Raw genomic sequence first — 16,439 nt, forward strand, 5'->3', positions numbered from 1 at the left:
TTGTTTTGACAGGTGTGCCTGCTGGGGGAGGGCTCAGATCTTGGGTGGCCCGGGGTAGCCACAGTGGGCCCAGGCTTCGGCGCGGTTGTACCAGGCCATCATCACCAGTTGCAGCAGTGAGGCATGGCCCATGCGCAGCAGGCTCAGGAGGCTGTTTTCCCAGCGTTTGAGAAAGGCCTGGATCTGCTCGGTGCTGGCGCCTTCCCAGCCGCCCCAGATGCCCGTCAGCGGACCGCGGGTAATGCCCATGCCGAGCACATCGAACAACTGTCGAGTGAGCTTGAGCATTTCCGGTGAAAGGTGGGCAAGGCTCTTGTCGAGGCTGGCCAGGGTCTGTTCGACGGCGGCGGGCATCTTGTCGGCGCTTACCGCGCCCTGGAGCATCACCGGGATCAGCGCCCGCAGGAACGGCAGGTCAGCCGCCTGCAGGACGACGAAACCGTTGGCCGGCCCGGCCGCCGAGCAGCCACTGAGGCTGGCGGCCAGCCCGGCGGTGCTCAGGAAGGCGCTGGCACAGAGGCCGAGTTTCAACAGGCCGCGCCGTGACAGCGCGGGGGAATCGGACAGGCTTGGCGTCATTATTGTTATTCACCTGGGCAAGGGTGGAAGTCAACGAACGAACAGCTTCTGGATCAGTTTCTGGATCGATTTCCCGTAGGGCGGGTAGATCAGCCGGGCGGCGTTGAAGCGCTGCTTGGTCAGTACGCCCTTGGCCTTGCTGAAAGTGAGAAAACCTTCATGTCCGTGGTAGTGACCCATGCCCGAGGGACCGATGCCGCCGAATGGCAGGTCTTCCTGGGGCACGTGCAGCAGGGTGTCGTTGAGGCAGACACCGCCGGAATGGGTTTCATGGAGGACCCGCTGCTGTTCGCGCTTGTTGTAGCCGAAGTAGTAGAGCGCCAGTGGGCGAGGTCGCTGATTGACGTAGCTGAAAGCCTCATCGATTCCTTTGTACGGGACGATCGGCAGCAGCGGGCCGAAGATCTCGTCCTGCATCAGGGTCATTTCGTCGCTGACGTTCAGCAACAGGCTGTGGCCCATGCGGCGTTGCTGGCCTTGGTCGAACAGCGGAATCAGCAGCGCACCCTTGCTGGTGGCGTCGCTGATATAGCCATTGAGCCGCGCGAGCTGTCGGTCGTTGATGATACTGGTGTAGTCCGGGTTGTCTGCCAGGGTCGGATAGAAGCCGCGCACTGCCTGGCGATAGGCCTCGACAAAGGCGCCGACACGTTCTTCCGGCACCAGCACGTAGTCCGGGGCCACGCAGGTCTGGCCGGCGTTGAGGGTCTTGCCGAAGGCGATGCGTTCGGCGGCGTCCTTGAGCGGAACGTCGCTGGAGACAATCGCCGGTGACTTGCCGCCCAACTCCAGGGTAACCGGCGTCAGGTGCTCGGCGGCGGCGCGCATCACATGCTTGCCGATGCTGGTAGCCCCGGTGAACAACAGGTGGTCGAACGGCAGCTTGGAGAAGGCCATGCCGATATCCACGTCGCCGAGGACCACGCATACCAGGTCTTCCGGGAACACCCTAGCCAGCAGTTCCTTGAGCAGCAGGCCGGTGGTCGGGGTCGATTCGCTGAGCTTGAGCATCACCCGGTTGCCCGCGGCCAGGGCGCCGACCAATGGGCCGATGGCGAGAAACAGCGGGTAGTTCCACGGCACGATCACCCCGACCACCCCCAGCGGCTGGTAGATCACCTTGGCCGAGGCCGGCTGGAAGGCCAGGCCGACCTTGCGCCGCGCCGGTTTCATCCAGCTCTTGAGGTGCTTGCGGGCGTAGTGGATGCCATGGAGGCTCGGCATCAGTTCGCCGAGCAGGGTCTCGTCGGCGCTACGGTTGCCGAAGTCGGCGCTGATGGCCTCGATGATTGCCTGCCGTTCGTCGCTGAGTAGCTGGCGCAAGCTCTCGAGCCACTGCCGGCGTTGCCCGGCTGGCGGCATTGGATGCGTCGCATAGGCCTGGCGCAGGGCCTGGAATTGGCGCTGGAGCTGGCTCTGTTGCTGCTGTGACTCCTGCAGGTAGGCGATTTCGGCAGACATGGCGCACTCCAATAAGTGTGTTTTTATTTTTAAACAAATGTTTAGAGCTAAAGCTCGAAAATGTCAACAGCCGTGCGCGACACGGACCGTTTATCCGTCGCGAGATAGGTCGTAAGATGCAGGGCATCGCACTCTTGAAGTAAAGCCGAGTCATGGCCCCACGAATAAAAACCAGCGAGCGCATCGTCCAGAGCAGCCTGGACCTGTTCAACCAGCAGGGCGAGCGCAGTATCAGCACCAACCACATCGCGGCGCACATGGAAATTTCGCCGGGCAACCTCTACTACCACTTCCCCAACAAGCAGGCGATCATCGCCGTGCTGTTCGCCGAGTACGAAGAGCTGGTGGACAGTTTCCTGCGCCCGCCCCAGGGCCGTGCGGCGACCATCGAGGACAAGCGCTTCTATCTCAAGGCGCTGCTGGCGGCGATGTGGCGCTATCGTTTCCTGCATCGCGACCTCGAGCACCTGCTGGAAAGCGATGCCGAGCTGGCCGGGCGTTATCGACGCTTCTCCCAACGCTGCCTGATCCAGGGGCAGTCGATCTACAAGGGGTTCGTCGAGGCGGGGATTCTTGCGATGGATGCGGTGCAGATCGAGTCGCTGACCCTCAATGCCTGGATCGTCCTGACCTCCTGGGTGCGTTTTCTCAGCACCACGCGGGAAAGTGCCAACCACTTGAGCGAAGAGTCGATCAAGCGCGGGGTGTACCAGGTGCTGGTGCTGGAGTCGGGTTTCATCACGGCCGAGGCCCGGGAGGCGGTCGACAAGCTGCTGAATGAATTCTACGTCCCCCTGGCCAAGGCTCTCGAGGAGGCCTAGGCTGTGTACGAAATTGTTTGAAACGCAGGTTAGGCAAGGCAAAAAGCGGCGAGGAACGGCCGGGGTCGCGCCCGACTTGACTGGCTGTCAATGAGCATTCCGAGCCGCTTTTTAACGCCGCATAACCAAGTTTCAAGCGATTTCGTACATAGCCTAGGGGCGGCTAGTTGTTCTTTATCCACTTACGAGGAATGAGTCATGCCCCTAGCGCAACTGATCAGCCCGCAGCAACTGGCCGAGCGTCAGGCCCGGTCCGGGCTGGTGATCCTGGATTGTCGGTTTTCCCTGGATGACCCCGACTACGGCCAGCGCAGCTATGCCGAAGGCCATGTCGAGGGCGCGCATTTTGCTGACCTGGAGCGTGATCTCAGCGGCCCGGTAACCAAGGGCGTGACCGGCCGTCACCCGTTACCCGAGCCAGCGGCTTTGGTGGAGCGCCTGCAGGCGTGGGGCATCAGCGTCGACAGCGAGATTGTCCTGTATGACGACGGCCCCGGCATGTACGCGGCTCGAGCCTGGTGGCTGCTGGCGTGGCTGGGCAAGCGTGACGGCGTGTTCATCCTCGATGGTGGCCTGAAGGCCTGGCACGCGGCCGGATTGCCGCTGAGCCTGAATCCGCCGTCGGCGGGGCGTGGCACCTTCACGGGTAGTGCGGACAACTCGTTGCTGATCGGCGCGCAGCAATTGCAGCAGCGGCTTGGCCAGGCGTCCCTGACCTTGCTCGATGCCCGCGCGTTGCCGCGTTTTCGCGGTGAAGTCGAACCGATCGATCCGGTTGCAGGGCATATCCCCGGTGCGCAGTGCGCGGCATTCAACGAGAACCTCGGTGCCGACGGGCGGTTTTTGCCGGCTGACCAGCTCAAGCAGCGCTTCGCCGCGCAACTGGGCGATCGTCCGGTGCAGGAGCTGGTGGCCTATTGCGGCTCCGGGGTGACGGCGTGCCACAACCTGTTTGCGTTGAGCCTGGCGGGTTATCCGCTGGGGACCCTGTATCCCGGTTCGTGGAGTGAGTGGATCACCGATCCGCAGCGCGCGATCGCCACCGGCGACTGATCTTCAGCAGCCCGCCAGCCACTGTGGAATCCGTCGCTCCAGGTAATAACCGGGCTTGCCCAGGCTACCGTCGACGAAGCCGACATGGCCGCCCTTGTCCTGCAGCTCGAACTCGGTATCCGCTGCCAGCTCGGCGGGTTCCGGCAGGCTGTGGCGGAACACGAAGGGATCGTCCGCCGCCTGGATGATCAGGGTCGGGGTGCGGATCGCACCGAGAAAATACCGGCTCGATGCCCGGCGATAATAATCCTGGGCATCCTGGTAGCCATGCAGTGGTGCCGTCACCCGGCCGTCGAAGTCCCAGAAGGTGCGCATGCCCGTCAGCGGGCCGAGGCTGCTCAGGGTCGCCAGCCCGTCGGCCCGGCCGTCATGCTGGAACTGGCGCTGCTTGTCCCTGATGTAGGCGAGCATCTCGCGCATGAAGTGCGCCTGGTAGACCTTGGAAAAACCCTGGCCGATGCGGTCGGCGCACTGGTCGAGCCGGAACGGCACCGACACCGCGACTCCCGCTTGCAAGCCACTGTCATCGGCACTTTCCCCCAGGTGCTTGAGCAGCACGTTGCCGCCCAGCGAATAGCCTACGGCATGGAGCGCCGCCAGGGGACGCTTGCTCCTTAGGTGGGCGATGGTCGCGGCCAGGTCCTCGCTGGCGCCGGAGTGATAACTGCGTGGCAGCAGGTTCGGCTCGCCGGAACAGCCACGCCAGTTCAGCGCGACGCTGGCCCAGCCTTGGTTGGCCAGGGCTTGTTGCATGCCGACGATATAGGGTGAGTTCGAGGAGCCGGTGAGCCCGTGCAGGAGCAGCACCAGGGGCGTCGTGGCCTCGTGGGGGCCGAACCAGTCGAGGTCGAGAAAGTCGCCGTCGTCCAGCCAGAGTCGTTCGCGCTGGCGGTCGAGTACGGTTTTCTTGCGCCAGAGGGGGCCCCAGAGGGTCTGCAGGTGCGGGTTGCCCAGGCCTGGGGCCGGGCTGAAGCGGTTGGACATGGGCGTCAGGTCTGTCTCGTCGTGGGTGCGCCAGGCGGCGCACCCGGTCGATCGATCAGCCGGCGGTCGGTGCGCTGCGTTGCCATAGCGCATAGTACACCTGCCCGGACTTCTGCTCGCGGTGCAGGCGCCAGTTGCCTGGCAGGCCAAGGGTCGAGGGCGCGGTTTCGCTTTCGGTGTAGATCCAGGCTTCGTCGGCCAGCCACTGGCGTTCTTCCAGCAGTATGCAGACGCCCGGCAGCAGGTTCTGGTTGAACGGCGGGTCGAGGAACACCAGGTCGAACGCGGTGGCCGGCTGGGCTTCCAGGTAGCGCAGGGCGTCGGCGGTCTGTACCTGGCCGACGGTGCAGCGCAGGGTGCCCAGGTGCTCGCGCAGGCTGGACACGGCGACATGGCTGGCATCCAGCGCCTGGCCCATGGCGGCGCCACGGGACAGCGCCTCGAGGAACAGCGCGCCGCTGCCGGCGAACGGGTCGAGTACCTTGGCTCCGGCGACATGGGGTGCCAGCCAGTTGAACAGGGTCTCGCGCACGCGGTCCGGTGTCGGGCGCAGCCCCAGGACATCGGGAAAGCTCAGGCGACGGCTGCGCCATTCGCCGCCGATGATGCGCAATTTGTTTGCGCCGTTGTGCGACGGCGCGGGTTTCTTGCTGTGACGCGATGGGCTGGCCATTAGTGCTCCGGAACCCCGAGCGGCTGCTCGGCGGGTTTGTCAGTCGGCGGCGGCAACGGCTTTTGCGCTACCGTCGGGCCTGCGGTGACGACGATCATCTTGTCGACGCCCAGGTGTTTGTCCATTGCTGCCTTGACCTGCTCGACGGTCAGCGCCTGGGTCTGCTGCATGAAGTCTTCCAGGTAGTTCAGCGGCAGGTTGTAGAAGCCCATCGCCCCCAGTTGGCCGACGATATCGCTATTGCTCGCGGTGGACAGCGGGAAGCTGCCGGCCATCTCGCGCTTGGCATCATCAAGCTCTTTCTGGGTCGGGCCGGACTTGAGGTACTCGGCCAGCACGTCCTCCACCAGCTTCTGCGTGCCCTCGCTCATTTCGGCGCGGGTCTGCAGGTTGATCATGAACGGGCCGCGGGCCTGCATCGGGCTGAAGCCGGAATAGACACCGTAGGTCAGGCCGCGCTTCTCCCGCACCTCGCTCATCAGCCGGGTGCCGAAGCCGCCGCCGCCGAGGATCTGGTTGCCCAGGGACAGTGCGGCGTAGTCGGGATCGGCGCGGTCGATGCCCATCTGGGCCATCAGGATGGTGGTCTGTTTGGACGGGAACTCGATGTGGCCGCTGCTGGCTTGCGGGTCCTTGGCCAGGGCAATCTTCGGCAGGGCCGGGCCCTTGGGCAGGGAGGCGGAGAGCTGCGCGGTCAAGGCTTCGGCCTCGCTGCGCGAGAGGTCGCCGACCAGCGCGATCACCACGTTGCCAGCGGCGTAGGCCTTGGCGTGGAAGGCGCGCAGTTGGGCGACGGTGATCGGCGGAATGCTTTTCGCCGTGCCTTCGCTTGGGTGGCCATAGGGGTGGTCGCCATACAGGCGCTGGGACAGGTCCAGGCTCGCCAGCTTGCCGGGGTTCTGCTTCTGGAATTCGAAACCGGCCAGCAACTGGTTCTTGATCCGCGCCAGGGAGTCGGCCGGGAAGGTCGGCTTGCCCACCACCTGGGCGAACAGCTTCAGTGCCGGTTCGCGCTTGTCGGCGGCGCTGAGGCTGCGCAGGGAGGCGATCGCCATGTCCTTGTAGGAGCCGTTGCCAAAGTCCGCACCGAGGCCTTCGAAGCCCTGGGCGATGGCGCCGACATCCTTGCCGGCCACGCCTTCGTTGAGCATGGCGTTGGTCAGGGTGGCCAGGCCCGGGGTCTTGCCGTCCTGGCTGCTGCCGGCGGCGAAGGTCAGGCGCAGGTCGAACATCGGCAGTTCGTGGGCCTCGACGAACAGCACCCGGGCGCCCTCGGCGGTATTCCAGGTCTGCACGTTCAGGCTGCGCCGGGCCGGCGCCTTGTCATCCAGCTCGGCCAGCGACTGCAGCTTGTGGCTCGACTTGGCCTCTTCCAGGGCCTGGCCGGCCTGGGCACTCGACAGGCCCAGCAGGGGCAGGCCGAAACTGCCGACGGCGACGATCAGTGCGAGGCCGGGCAGGGTGAAACTCGAACCCTTGGGCTTGCTCACGGGCGGGTCTCCTCGGGCAGTACATGGGCGACGCTGAGACGTTCGCGGATGAAGTAGGTACGGGCGGCCTTCTGGATGTCTTGCGGCGTGACGCTTTGCAGGTCGGCCAGTTCGCTGTCCATCAGCTTCCAGGACAGGCCGACGGTTTCCAGCTGGCCGATGGCGGTGGCTTGGCTCGTGATCGAGTCACGCTCGTAGACCAGGCCGGCGATGACCTGGGCGCGCACGCGCTCAAGTTCCTCGGTGGTCGGCGGCTTGGTCTTGAGCTGCTCCAGCAGGCGCCAGAGGCCGGCCTCGGCGTTGGCCAGGGTCTTTTTCTTCTGCGCGTTCGGCGTTGCCGACAGGGTAAACAGGCTGTCGCCACGGGCGTAGGCGTCGTAGCTGGCCGAACCGCCGGAGATCAGCTCTTCGCCACGTTCCAGCTGGGAGGCGAGGCGGGCACTGTAGCCGCCGTCGAGCAGCGCGGCGATCAGGCGCAGGGCATTGACCGAACGCGGGTCCTGGGCAGTGGCGATGCTCGGTACGTTGAACCCGAGCATCAGGCTCGGCAGTTGGGTTTTCACGTGCAGGGTGATCTGCCGCTCGCCGGGCTCATCCAGCTCGCGCGGGATCTTCGCTGGCGGCGTGTCGCGCCGGGGAATTGCGCCGAAGTAGCGCTGGGCCAGGTTCTTCACCTCGTCCGGAGTGACGTCGCCGACCACTACCAGGGTGGCGTTGTTCGGTACATACCAGGACTGGTACCAGTGGCGCAGTTCCTCGACCTTCATGCGGTCGAGGTCGGCCATCCAGCCGATGGTCGGCGTGTGGTAGCCGCTGGCCGGGTAGGCCAGCGCCTTGAAGCGCTCGTAGGCCTTGCCCATCGGCTTGTCTTCGGTGCGCAGGCGGCGCTCTTCCTTGATCACCTCGATCTCGCGGCTGAACTCGTCGGCCGGCAGGCGCAGGCTGGCCATGCGGTCGGCTTCGAGTTCGAAGGCCACGCCCAGGCGGTCACGGGCCAGGACCTGGTAGTAGGCGGTGTAGTCGTCGCTGGTGAAGGCGTTTTCCTCGGCGCCCAAGTCGCGCAGGATCAGCGAGGCCTCGCCGGGGCCGACCTTCTCGCTGCCCTTGAACATCATGTGCTCCAGGGCATGGGAAAGACCGGTCTGGCCCGGGGTTTCATAGCTCGAACCGACCTTGTACCAGACCTGCGACACCACCACGGGCGCGCGATGGTCTTCGCGGACCACGACCTTCAGGCCGTTGTCGAGAGTGAATTCATGGGTGGGTTGCGGATCGGCGGCCAGGGCCGCGAGCGGCAGGCAAAGCGTGCCGAGCAACAGGCCGGCGGCGTGGCGGGCTAGAGCATTCATTCGTTCTTCAACCTGTAGGACTGCCCGCTTGGTTTAGCGTCGGCGGGCGAGGAGGTGCTAGGATACTGATCCGTTTTACTGGCGGCCACGTCTATCCGGTTCCTGTGCTGCGTGCCTGGTCCGGAAAGGCTGTATGGGTCAACGGTCGAAAGCCCTGCCCTGACAATGCAGATCGCAGTGTTTTCGCCGATTTTGCCGTTCCAGATCTTCGTTTGGCGTCTGACTTCAGAGAAGTTTGATCTTCTCTACAAAATGTTGCGCGTGAACAAGCGGGTTAAATCGCAGTCTGTTCTGCATCGAATATTATTTGCCGGCGTGCCCATGGCGCGTCGCTACCGTGAGATAGCCGTCCTCCATGTTTGGTTCCAACGACGACAAGAAGACTCCAGCTGCGGCTGGCGAGAAAAAAGGCCTGTTCGGATGGCTGCGCAAAAAGCCGCAGGAAACCGTCGTCGAACAGCCACCCGTCCAGCCGGAAGCGGCGCCTGCGCCGGTAGCCGAAACGGTTGCCGTCGAGCCGCCAGCGGCTGTCGAGCCTGTGCGCGAGCAGCCTGTTGCCGAGGCCACTGCGGCCCCTGCGCCATGGCCAGAGTTGCCGGTGGCTGAAGAGCCGGTGGCGCTGGTCGAGGATGTCCAGACCGAGCATGTCGTGCCGCCGATTCCACCGGCGCCGGTTGCTGAACCGGTCGCGCCTGTGCCGCAGATCATCGAAGCTGCACCTGCACCTGCACCTGCACCTGCACCTGCACCGGTCGTGGTCGAGGCACCAGCGCCCGTTGTTCCCGCAGTGGTCGCTCCTGTAGTCGTCGAGCCGGTACCTGCGCCTGCTCCGGTGGTCGCTGTCGAGCCCGTGGTGGCCGAGCCGGTCGTCGAGGAGCCCGCCAAGCCAGCCGCGCCGGAAGCCAGGACCGGCTTCTTCGCCCGCCTCAAGCAGGGCCTGTCCAAGACCAGTGCGAGCATCGGCGAGGGCATGGCCAGCCTGTTCCTCGGCAAGAAGGCCATCGACGATGACCTGCTCGAAGAGCTGGAAACCCGCCTGCTGACCGCCGACGTCGGCGTCGAGGCCACCGGCGTGATCATCCGCAGCCTGACCCAGAAGGTCGCGCGCAAGCAACTGACCGACAGCGATGCGTTGTACAAATCCCTGCAGGAAGAGCTGGCGGCGATGCTCAAGCCGGTCGAGCAGCCGCTGCAGATCGACTCGCAGCACAAGCCGTACGTAATCCTGGTAGTCGGCGTCAACGGCGCCGGCAAGACCACCACCATCGGCAAGCTGGCCAAGAAGCTGCAGCTCGAAGGCAAGAAAGTCATGCTCGCTGCCGGCGACACCTTCCGCGCCGCGGCGGTGGAGCAGTTGCAGGTGTGGGGCGAGCGCAACCATATCCCGGTGATCGCCCAGCACACCGGTGCCGACTCGGCTTCGGTGATCTTCGATGCGGTGCAGGCAGCCAAGGCCCGTGGTATCGATGTGCTGATCGCCGACACCGCCGGTCGCCTGCACACCAAGGACAACCTGATGGAAGAGCTGAAAAAGGTCCGTCGGGTGATCGGCAAGCTCGATGAGCACGCGCCGCACGAGGTGCTGCTGGTGCTCGACGCCGGTACCGGGCAGAACGCGATCAACCAGGCCAAGCAGTTCAACCAGACGGTCCAGCTGACCGGCCTGGCGTTGACCAAGCTCGACGGCACCGCCAAGGGTGGGGTGATCTTCGCCCTGGCCAAGCAGTTCAACGTGCCGATCCGTTATATCGGGGTTGGCGAGGGTATCGACGATCTGCGGACCTTCGAGGCCGAACCCTTTGTCCAGGCCCTTTTCGCCGAGCGGGAGCGTTCATGATTCGTTTCGAACAGGTCGGTAAGCGCTATCCGAACGGTCACGTCGGCTTGCATGAGCTGAGCTTTCGAGTGCGCCGCGGCGAGTTCCTGTTTGTCACCGGCCACTCCGGCGCCGGCAAAAGCACCCTGCTGCGCCTGCTGCTGGCGATGGAGCGGCCGACCTCCGGCAAGCTGCTGCTGGCCGGCCAGGACCTGGGACAGATCAGCAACGCGCAGATTCCGTTCCTGCGCCGGCAGATCGGTGTGGTGTTCCAGAACCACCAGTTGCTGTTCGATCGTACGGTGTTCAACAACGTGGCGTTGCCACTACAGATTCTCGGACTGTCCAAGGTCGAAGTCGCCAAGCGGGTCGATTCGGCCCTGGAGCGCGTGGCCCTGTCGGACAAGGCCGAGCTGTATCCCGGTGACCTGTCCACCGGCCAGCAACAGCGCGTCGGTATCGCCCGGGCCATCGTCCATCGCCCGGCACTTCTGCTGGCGGACGAACCGACCGGTAACCTCGACCCGCGCCTGGCGGCGGAGATCATGGGGGTGTTCGAGGACATCAACCGTCTCGGCACCAGCGTGCTGATCGCCAGCCACGACCTGGCCCTGATCGCCCGCATGCGCCACCGCATGCTGACCTTGCAACGCGGCCGATTGATCGGCGATGGGGAGGCTGGCGTATGAGTGCGACCCGTAGCCCGAAAGTGGCCGAACGCGTGGCTCCGAAAGCCTCCGACGCGCCACCCCCGAAGAAAAAACGCGACGATGACGACGGCCCGGACTTCGGTACCCTGCTGCGCGCCTGGATCGAAAGCCATCGCGCCAGCCTGGCCGACAGCGTACGTCGGCTGGGCAAGCATCCGATCGGCAGCTTCTTCACCTGCATGGTGATGGCGGTGGCCCTGAGCCTGCCGATGGGCCTGTCGCTGCTGCTGAACAATATCGAGCGCCTGGGCGGCTCCTGGCAGCGCGCGGCGCAGATCTCGCTGTACCTGCAACTGGATGCCAGCCCGAGCGAAGGCGAGAGCCTCAGTGAACAGGTCAAGGCCATGCCGGGCGTGGCCGATGCCGAATTCATCAGCAAGGAAAAGGCCCTGGACGAGTTCCAGCAGCAGTCCGGGCTGGGCGAGGCGCTCAAGGAGCTGCCACAGAACCCGTTGCCGGGCGTGGTGCTGGTGACGCCGGATGAAGTCGACAAGCCGACCCTCGAAGCGTTGCGCCAGCGCCTGGCCGAGCTGCCCAAGGTGCAGCAGGCACAATTGGACCTGGTCTGGGTCGAGCGCCTGGCGGCGATTCTCAAGCTGGGTGACAAATTCGTCTTCGGCCTGACCGTGCTGCTGGTTTCTGCATTACTTTTGGTGATAGGCAATACCATTCGTCTTCATATTGAAAACCGCCGCACCGAGATAGAAGTGATTAAACTGGTGGGCGGCACCGATAGCTACGTGCGTAGGCCGTTTCTATACATGGGCGCGCTTTATGGCTTTGGCGCAGGGATTCTGTCCTGGGGCGTCCTGGCTTTCGGCCTGAACTGGCTGAACGATGCGGTAGTTGGGCTCGCGGGGCTCTACGGCAGCGATTTCGCCCTGGCGGGCGTACCGGCTGCCGATGGTCTGTCGCTCTTGCTTGGCGCCGTGCTGTTGGGGTATATCGGAGCGTGGATTGCGGTCGCGCGGCACCTGCGGGAGCTGGCACCGAAGTAATTAATGTCAAATTAATGTGTTTTTGTTGGTATTGACCGCAGTGGCTATCAAAGGAACTTGTTCAGGGGTTCCCGGTCAATTTTCGCAGTGCTTCACTGCACGAGTCATGTGAGTCGGAGGTTTTTTCGTATGACCACTTCTTTGCAACCTGCCTATGCGCTGGTCCCGGGTGCGAACCTGGAGGCCTACGTCAACACGGTGAACAGCATTCCGCTGTTGTCGCCGGAGCAGGAGCGTGAACTGGCCGAGAGTCTCTACTATCAGCAGGATCTTGAGGCCGCTCGGCAAATGGTGCTGGCCCACCTGCGTTTCGTCGTCCATATCGCCCGTAGCTATTCCGGCTACGGCCTGGCCCAGGCTGACCTGATCCAGGAGGGCAACGTCGGCCTGATGAAGGCCGTGAAGCGCTTCAACCCGGAAATGGGTGTGCGCCTGGTGTCATTCGCCGTGCACTGGATCAAGGCGGAAATCCACGAGTTCATCCTGCGCAACTGGCGGATAGTCAAGGTGGCGACCACCAAGGCCCAGCGCAAGCTGTTCTTCAACCTGCGCAGCCAGAAGAAGCGTCTGGCCTGGCTGAACAACGAGGAAGTCCACCGCGTGGCGGAAAGCCTCGGTGTCGAGCCGCGTGAAGTGCGCGAGATGGAAAGCCGGCTGACTGGCCAGGACATGGCGTTCGACCCGGCGGCGGAAGCCGACGACGACAGCGCGTTCCAGTCCCCGGCCAATTACCTGGAAGATCATCGTTACGACCCGGCGCGTCAGCTGGAGGATGCCGACTGGAGCGAAAACTCCAACAGCAACCTGCACGAGGCCCTGGAAGTACTGGACGAGCGCAGCCGTGACATCCTCTACCAGCGCTGGCTGGCGGAAGAAAAGGCCACGCTGCACGACCTCGCACAGAAGTACAACGTTTCGGCCGAGCGTATTCGCCAGCTGGAAAAGAGTGCGATGAACAAACTGAAGCTGTCGATCGCCGCCTAAGCGCTCGCAGCAACGAAAAACGCCCCGACTTGTTCGGGGCGTTTTTGTTTGGAGGGAGGTGTGCTGGTTGTTCGGGGTTTGATCTGTTGCTCTGGACTTTGACTGGTTGCCCAAGACATGGCTGGTTTCCCAGGACCTAACTGGTTGTCCAGGACTTGCATGTGGCGAGCGGGCTTGCCCGCGCTGGGCTGCAGAGCAGCCCCAAAACCTGTCGTTGCGTTGTGTCAGGTGTTAAGCGGTGGCAGGTTTCAGGGCCGCTTCGCGCCCCAGCGCGGGCAAGCCCGCTCGCCACACAGTGCATCCTGTACATCCCCAAACAGTATGCATCCCCAGGCAGTGTGAACTCCCACACTGGGACCGTTCCTGCACAGGGTTCTCTCAAACAGCCACCTGCTAAGTTCGGGCTGTTTCAGAGTGCCCAGGGCGCCCTGCGCGAGTCGTTCAGCCCGGCCAGGTAGCCGGTGCCGCCGAGCTGACTCATCTGCTGGCGAATCCATCCCGCCCGCCGGGCCACATAGGTACTCGGATGGCTCGCGCTCCATTTGCGCGGATTGGGCAGCACCGCCGCCAACAGGCTGGCCTGCTGGCGCGACAGGGATGCTGCACTCATCCCGAAATGATGCCGCGCCGCCGCTTCCGCACCGAACACGCCCTCATCCCACTCGACACTGTTCAGGTACACCTCGAGAATGCGTTGCTTGGGCCACAGCGTCTCGATCAACACGGTGAACCAGGCTTCCAGACCCTTGCGCAAGTAGCTGCGGCCGGACCAGAGGAACAGGTTCTTCGATACCTGCTGGCTGAGGGTGCTGGCGCCACGGATCGAGCCGCCGCGTTCGTTGTGCAGGAAGGCGGACTGGATCGCGTCAAAGTCGAAACCCCAGTGCTCGGGAAACTTCTGGTCCTCGCCGGCCATGACCGCGACCTTGAGTTCGTCGCTGATCTGTTCCCAGGGTTTCCAGGTCCGTTGCAGGTCGATCGGCTCGCCGTCGACCCACGACTCGATCTTGCGCTCGACCATCAGCGCCGTGCCCGGCGGCGGTACCCAGCGAAACAGCAGCACCAGCAGCACGCTGGCGATGGCGAACCATTTCAGGGTGATGAGCAGGCGGCGGAAAAGGAACTGCAGCATAGAGATGGCTTGGCCGGGGCGTAGGAGCGGGCCATTATACAGACCCTGTGTCCCCTGAATGGAGTTGGTCATGCTGCGTGTTTTCCTGATGCTCGCCGCGTTTTTCGGTTTCACCGGTGTCGGCCTTGGCGCTTTTGCCGCCCACGGCCTGAAAAACCGCCTCAGCGCCGACTACCTGGCAATCTTCCACACGGGTGTTACCTACCAACTGGTGCATGCCCTGGCGCTGTTTGGCGTGGCGCTGCTGGCCGCCCATGTCCCCGGACGCCTGGTGACCTGGGCCGGTTCGGCATTCACCATCGGTATCCTGCTGTTCTCCGGTAGCCTGTACCTGTTGACCCTCAGCGGCATCAGCAAGCTGGGCATCATCACGCCGTTCGGTGGCCTGGCCTTCCTCATCGGCTGGTTTTGCCTGGGCCTGGCTGCCTGGCGCCTGAGCTGACCGCTGGGTCCGTATTAAAGACGAATGGCTTGGGTCGCCCGGACTGATCGGGCTAGAATATTGGCCCCTAAAAATGATGGCAGCCCGGCGCATGCGCATTCAATTGAACGGCGAATCCTTTGAACTGCCCGACGGCGAGACCGTCGCGGCCCTGCTGGCCCGCCTCGACCTGGTCGGGCGGCGGGTGGCGGTGGAGCTGAACCTGGATATCGTCCCGCGTAGCCAGCACGCCGAAACCGCCCTGCGCGAGGGTGATCAGGTCGAAGTGGTCCACGCCATCGGTGGCGGCTAGTCCCCTGGCGGCGCCACGCCCTGATCCACCCTGCAAGCCCTGAACCCTTCAAGAGGATGTGTGCATGAGCACTGTTCGCAGCGACAAGCCTTTCGTGCTGGCCGGCCGTACCTACCAATCCCGCCTGCTGGTCGGAACCGGCAAGTACCGTGATATGGAAGAAACCCGCCTGGCCATCGAGGCGTCGGGTGCCGAGATCGTCACCGTCGCGGTGCGTCGGACCAACCTGGGCCAGAATCCGGGAGAGCCGAATCTGCTGGACGTGCTGCCGCCGGATCGCTACACCATCCTGCCGAACACCGCCGGTTGCTACGACGCGATCGAGGCCGTGCGTACCTGCCGCCTGGCTCGTGAGCTGCTGGATGGCCACAATCTGGTCAAGCTGGAAGTGCTGGCCGACCAGAAGACCCTGTTCCCCAACGTGATCGAAACCCTCAAGGCCGCCGAAGTGCTGGTCAAGGAAGGCTTCGACGTGATGGTCTATACCAGCGACGACCCGATCATCGCCCGTCAACTGGCGGAAATCGGCTGCATCGCAGTCATGCCGCTGGCAGGCCTGATCGGCACCGGCCTGGGTATCTGCAATCCGTACAACCTGCAGATCATCCTTGAAGAAGCGAAGATCCCGGTGCTGGTGGATGCCGGCGTGGGTACCGCCTCCGATGCCACCATCGCCATGGAGCTGGGCTGCGAAGCGGTGCTGATGAACTCGGCCATCGCCCACGCGCAGCAACCGATCCTGATGGCCGAGGCGATGAAACACGCCATCGTCGCCGGTCGCCTGGCCTACCTCGCCGGGCGCATGCCGAAAAAACTCTATGCCAGCGCATCCTCGCCGCTGGATGGTCTGATCAAGTAAGAGCCTTTGATGACTGAATCGAACGAAACGCCAATCCACGCGGAAGAAGGCGAAGAGCGCCAGCACCGCCGCATCAAGAGTTTCGTGATGCGCGCCGGACGCATGACCGAAGGCCAGCAGAAGGGCCTGGAGCAGGGTGGGCCGCTGTTCATCCTGCCATTGGCCGATTCGCCGGTGGATTTCGACCAGGTGTTTGGCCGCTCTGCGCCGCGCTCGCTGGAAATCGGTTTCGGCATGGGCCATTCCCTGCTGGAAATGGCGGCTGCTGCGCCGGACCAGGACTTTATCGGTGTCGAAGTGCATCGTCCGGGCGTGGGCGCCTTGCTCAACGGCGTGCTGACCCAGGGGCTGAAAAACCTGCGGGTCTATGACTGCGACGCCATCGAGGTGCTCAACCGCTGCGTGGCGGACAACAGCCTGGACCGGCTGATGCTGTTCTTCCCCGATCCATGGCACAAGAGCCGGCACCACAAGCGCCGTATCGTCCAGGCGTCCTTCGCCGAGCTGGTGCGCAGCAAGCTGAAGGTTGGCGGTGTCCTGCACATGGCCACCGACTGGGAGCCGTATGCCGAGTACATGCTGGAAGTGATGAATGTCGCGCCGGGTTACCGCAACCTGGCCGAAGACGGCAAGTGCGTGCCACGTCCGGCCGAGCGGCCGATCACCAAGTTCGAGCGCCGTGGTGAGCGCCTCGGGCATGGTGTGTGGGACCTGAAGTTCGAGAAGCTGGCGTAACACACCCCTTTGGGGGGCAACGCGCGCCCCCCTGTAGGAGCCGGCTTGCTGGCGATGGCGC

The 16,439-nt window shown here is 64.0% G+C and carries 17 protein-coding genes; 10 read left to right on the forward strand and 7 right to left on the reverse strand.

The genetic code is table 11. The features are described from left to right. Positions 1-33: 33 nt before the first annotated feature. Positions 34-579 carry a twin-arginine translocation pathway signal protein gene (locus tag AC6I6U_RS05420; RefSeq protein ID WP_497881009.1) on the reverse strand — a complete coding sequence of 182 codons (546 nt, stop codon included), beginning with the start codon at positions 577-579 and terminating at the stop codon, positions 34-36. A gap of 30 nt (positions 580-609) precedes the next feature. Then, positions 610-2,040, reverse strand: coding sequence for a coniferyl aldehyde dehydrogenase (locus AC6I6U_RS05425; protein WP_497881010.1), 1,431 nt, complete (start codon positions 2,038-2,040; stop codon positions 610-612). Between the two features lie 152 nt (positions 2,041-2,192). Between AC6I6U_RS05425 and AC6I6U_RS05430 the strand changes: the two genes are divergently transcribed. Then, positions 2,193-2,861: a TetR/AcrR family transcriptional regulator gene (locus AC6I6U_RS05430; RefSeq protein WP_497881011.1), complete on the forward strand. Its 669-nt coding sequence runs from the start codon at positions 2,193-2,195 to the stop codon at positions 2,859-2,861. Positions 2,862-3,059: 198 nt separating this feature from the next. After that, complete coding sequence (locus AC6I6U_RS05435) at positions 3,060-3,914, forward strand: sulfurtransferase (RefSeq protein WP_497881012.1); 855 nt, start codon at positions 3,060-3,062, stop codon at positions 3,912-3,914. Positions 3,915-3,917: 3 nt separating this feature from the next. Here AC6I6U_RS05435 and AC6I6U_RS05440 read toward each other — a convergent pair whose 3' ends face one another. Genes AC6I6U_RS05440 through AC6I6U_RS05455 form a run of 4 tightly spaced genes read right to left on the reverse strand, consistent with a single transcriptional unit; the run spans position 3,918 to position 8,410 of the window. After that, the gene (locus AC6I6U_RS05440; RefSeq protein WP_497881013.1) at positions 3,918-4,898 is read right to left on the reverse strand and encodes a hydrolase; all 981 of its coding nucleotides are present in this window, start codon (positions 4,896-4,898) and stop codon (positions 3,918-3,920) included. Between the two features lie 55 nt (positions 4,899-4,953). Further along, positions 4,954-5,571 (reverse strand): 16S rRNA (guanine(966)-N(2))-methyltransferase RsmD, encoded by a 618-nt coding sequence (rsmD, locus tag AC6I6U_RS05445; protein ID WP_497881014.1) that lies wholly within the window; start codon positions 5,569-5,571, stop codon positions 4,954-4,956. After that, the gene (locus AC6I6U_RS05450) at positions 5,571-7,016 is read right to left on the reverse strand and encodes a M16 family metallopeptidase (protein ID WP_497882991.1); all 1,446 of its coding nucleotides are present in this window, start codon (positions 7,014-7,016) and stop codon (positions 5,571-5,573) included. Before AC6I6U_RS05450 ends, rsmD begins: the two co-directional genes overlap by 1 nt. Before the next feature lie 41 nt (positions 7,017-7,057). Continuing rightward, positions 7,058-8,410 (reverse strand): M16 family metallopeptidase, encoded by a 1,353-nt coding sequence (locus tag AC6I6U_RS05455; protein WP_497881015.1) that lies wholly within the window; start codon positions 8,408-8,410, stop codon positions 7,058-7,060. 355 nt (positions 8,411-8,765) lie between these two features. Here AC6I6U_RS05455 and ftsY point away from each other — a divergent pair, with 355 nt between their 5' ends. From ftsY to rpoH, 4 genes are all read left to right on the forward strand, one after another. Next, on the forward strand, positions 8,766-10,247 hold the full coding sequence (gene ftsY / locus AC6I6U_RS05460) for a signal recognition particle-docking protein FtsY (protein ID WP_497881016.1): 1,482 nt from the start codon (positions 8,766-8,768) through the stop codon (positions 10,245-10,247). After that, positions 10,244-10,915 (forward strand): cell division ATP-binding protein FtsE, encoded by a 672-nt coding sequence (gene ftsE, locus AC6I6U_RS05465; protein WP_497881017.1) that lies wholly within the window; start codon positions 10,244-10,246, stop codon positions 10,913-10,915. Before ftsY ends, ftsE begins: the two co-directional genes overlap by 4 nt. After that, positions 10,912-11,934: a permease-like cell division protein FtsX gene (gene ftsX / locus AC6I6U_RS05470; RefSeq protein ID WP_497881018.1), complete on the forward strand. Its 1,023-nt coding sequence runs from the start codon at positions 10,912-10,914 to the stop codon at positions 11,932-11,934. The genes ftsE and ftsX overlap by 4 nt, the downstream gene beginning before the upstream one ends. Positions 11,935-12,063: 129 nt before the next feature. After that, positions 12,064-12,918: an RNA polymerase sigma factor RpoH gene (rpoH, locus tag AC6I6U_RS05475; RefSeq protein WP_010444950.1), complete on the forward strand. Its 855-nt coding sequence runs from the start codon at positions 12,064-12,066 to the stop codon at positions 12,916-12,918. Positions 12,919-13,327: 409 nt separating this feature from the next. Here the strand turns inward: rpoH and mtgA are convergent, their stop codons facing one another. Then, positions 13,328-14,050 carry a monofunctional biosynthetic peptidoglycan transglycosylase gene (gene mtgA / locus AC6I6U_RS05480; protein WP_497881019.1) on the reverse strand — a complete coding sequence of 241 codons (723 nt, stop codon included), beginning with the start codon at positions 14,048-14,050 and terminating at the stop codon, positions 13,328-13,330. Between the two features lie 70 nt (positions 14,051-14,120). Between mtgA and AC6I6U_RS05485 the strand changes: the two genes are divergently transcribed. From AC6I6U_RS05485 to trmB, 4 genes are all read left to right on the forward strand, one after another. After that, the gene (locus AC6I6U_RS05485) at positions 14,121-14,492 is read left to right on the forward strand and encodes a DUF423 domain-containing protein (RefSeq protein WP_497881020.1); all 372 of its coding nucleotides are present in this window, start codon (positions 14,121-14,123) and stop codon (positions 14,490-14,492) included. Between the two features lie 91 nt (positions 14,493-14,583). Further along, positions 14,584-14,784, forward strand: a complete 201-nt coding sequence (gene thiS / locus AC6I6U_RS05490) for a sulfur carrier protein ThiS (protein ID WP_497881021.1) — start codon at positions 14,584-14,586, stop codon at positions 14,782-14,784. Between the two features lie 64 nt (positions 14,785-14,848). Then, the gene (locus AC6I6U_RS05495; RefSeq protein WP_017903470.1) at positions 14,849-15,643 is read left to right on the forward strand and encodes a thiazole synthase; all 795 of its coding nucleotides are present in this window, start codon (positions 14,849-14,851) and stop codon (positions 15,641-15,643) included. A 9-nt stretch (positions 15,644-15,652) separates the two neighbouring features. After that, positions 15,653-16,378, forward strand: a complete 726-nt coding sequence (trmB, locus tag AC6I6U_RS05500) for a tRNA (guanosine(46)-N7)-methyltransferase TrmB (protein WP_497881022.1) — start codon at positions 15,653-15,655, stop codon at positions 16,376-16,378. The last annotated feature ends 61 nt before the right edge of the window (positions 16,379-16,439 follow it).

This window comes from Pseudomonas sp. UTLPPB19802 (assembly GCF_059730225.1).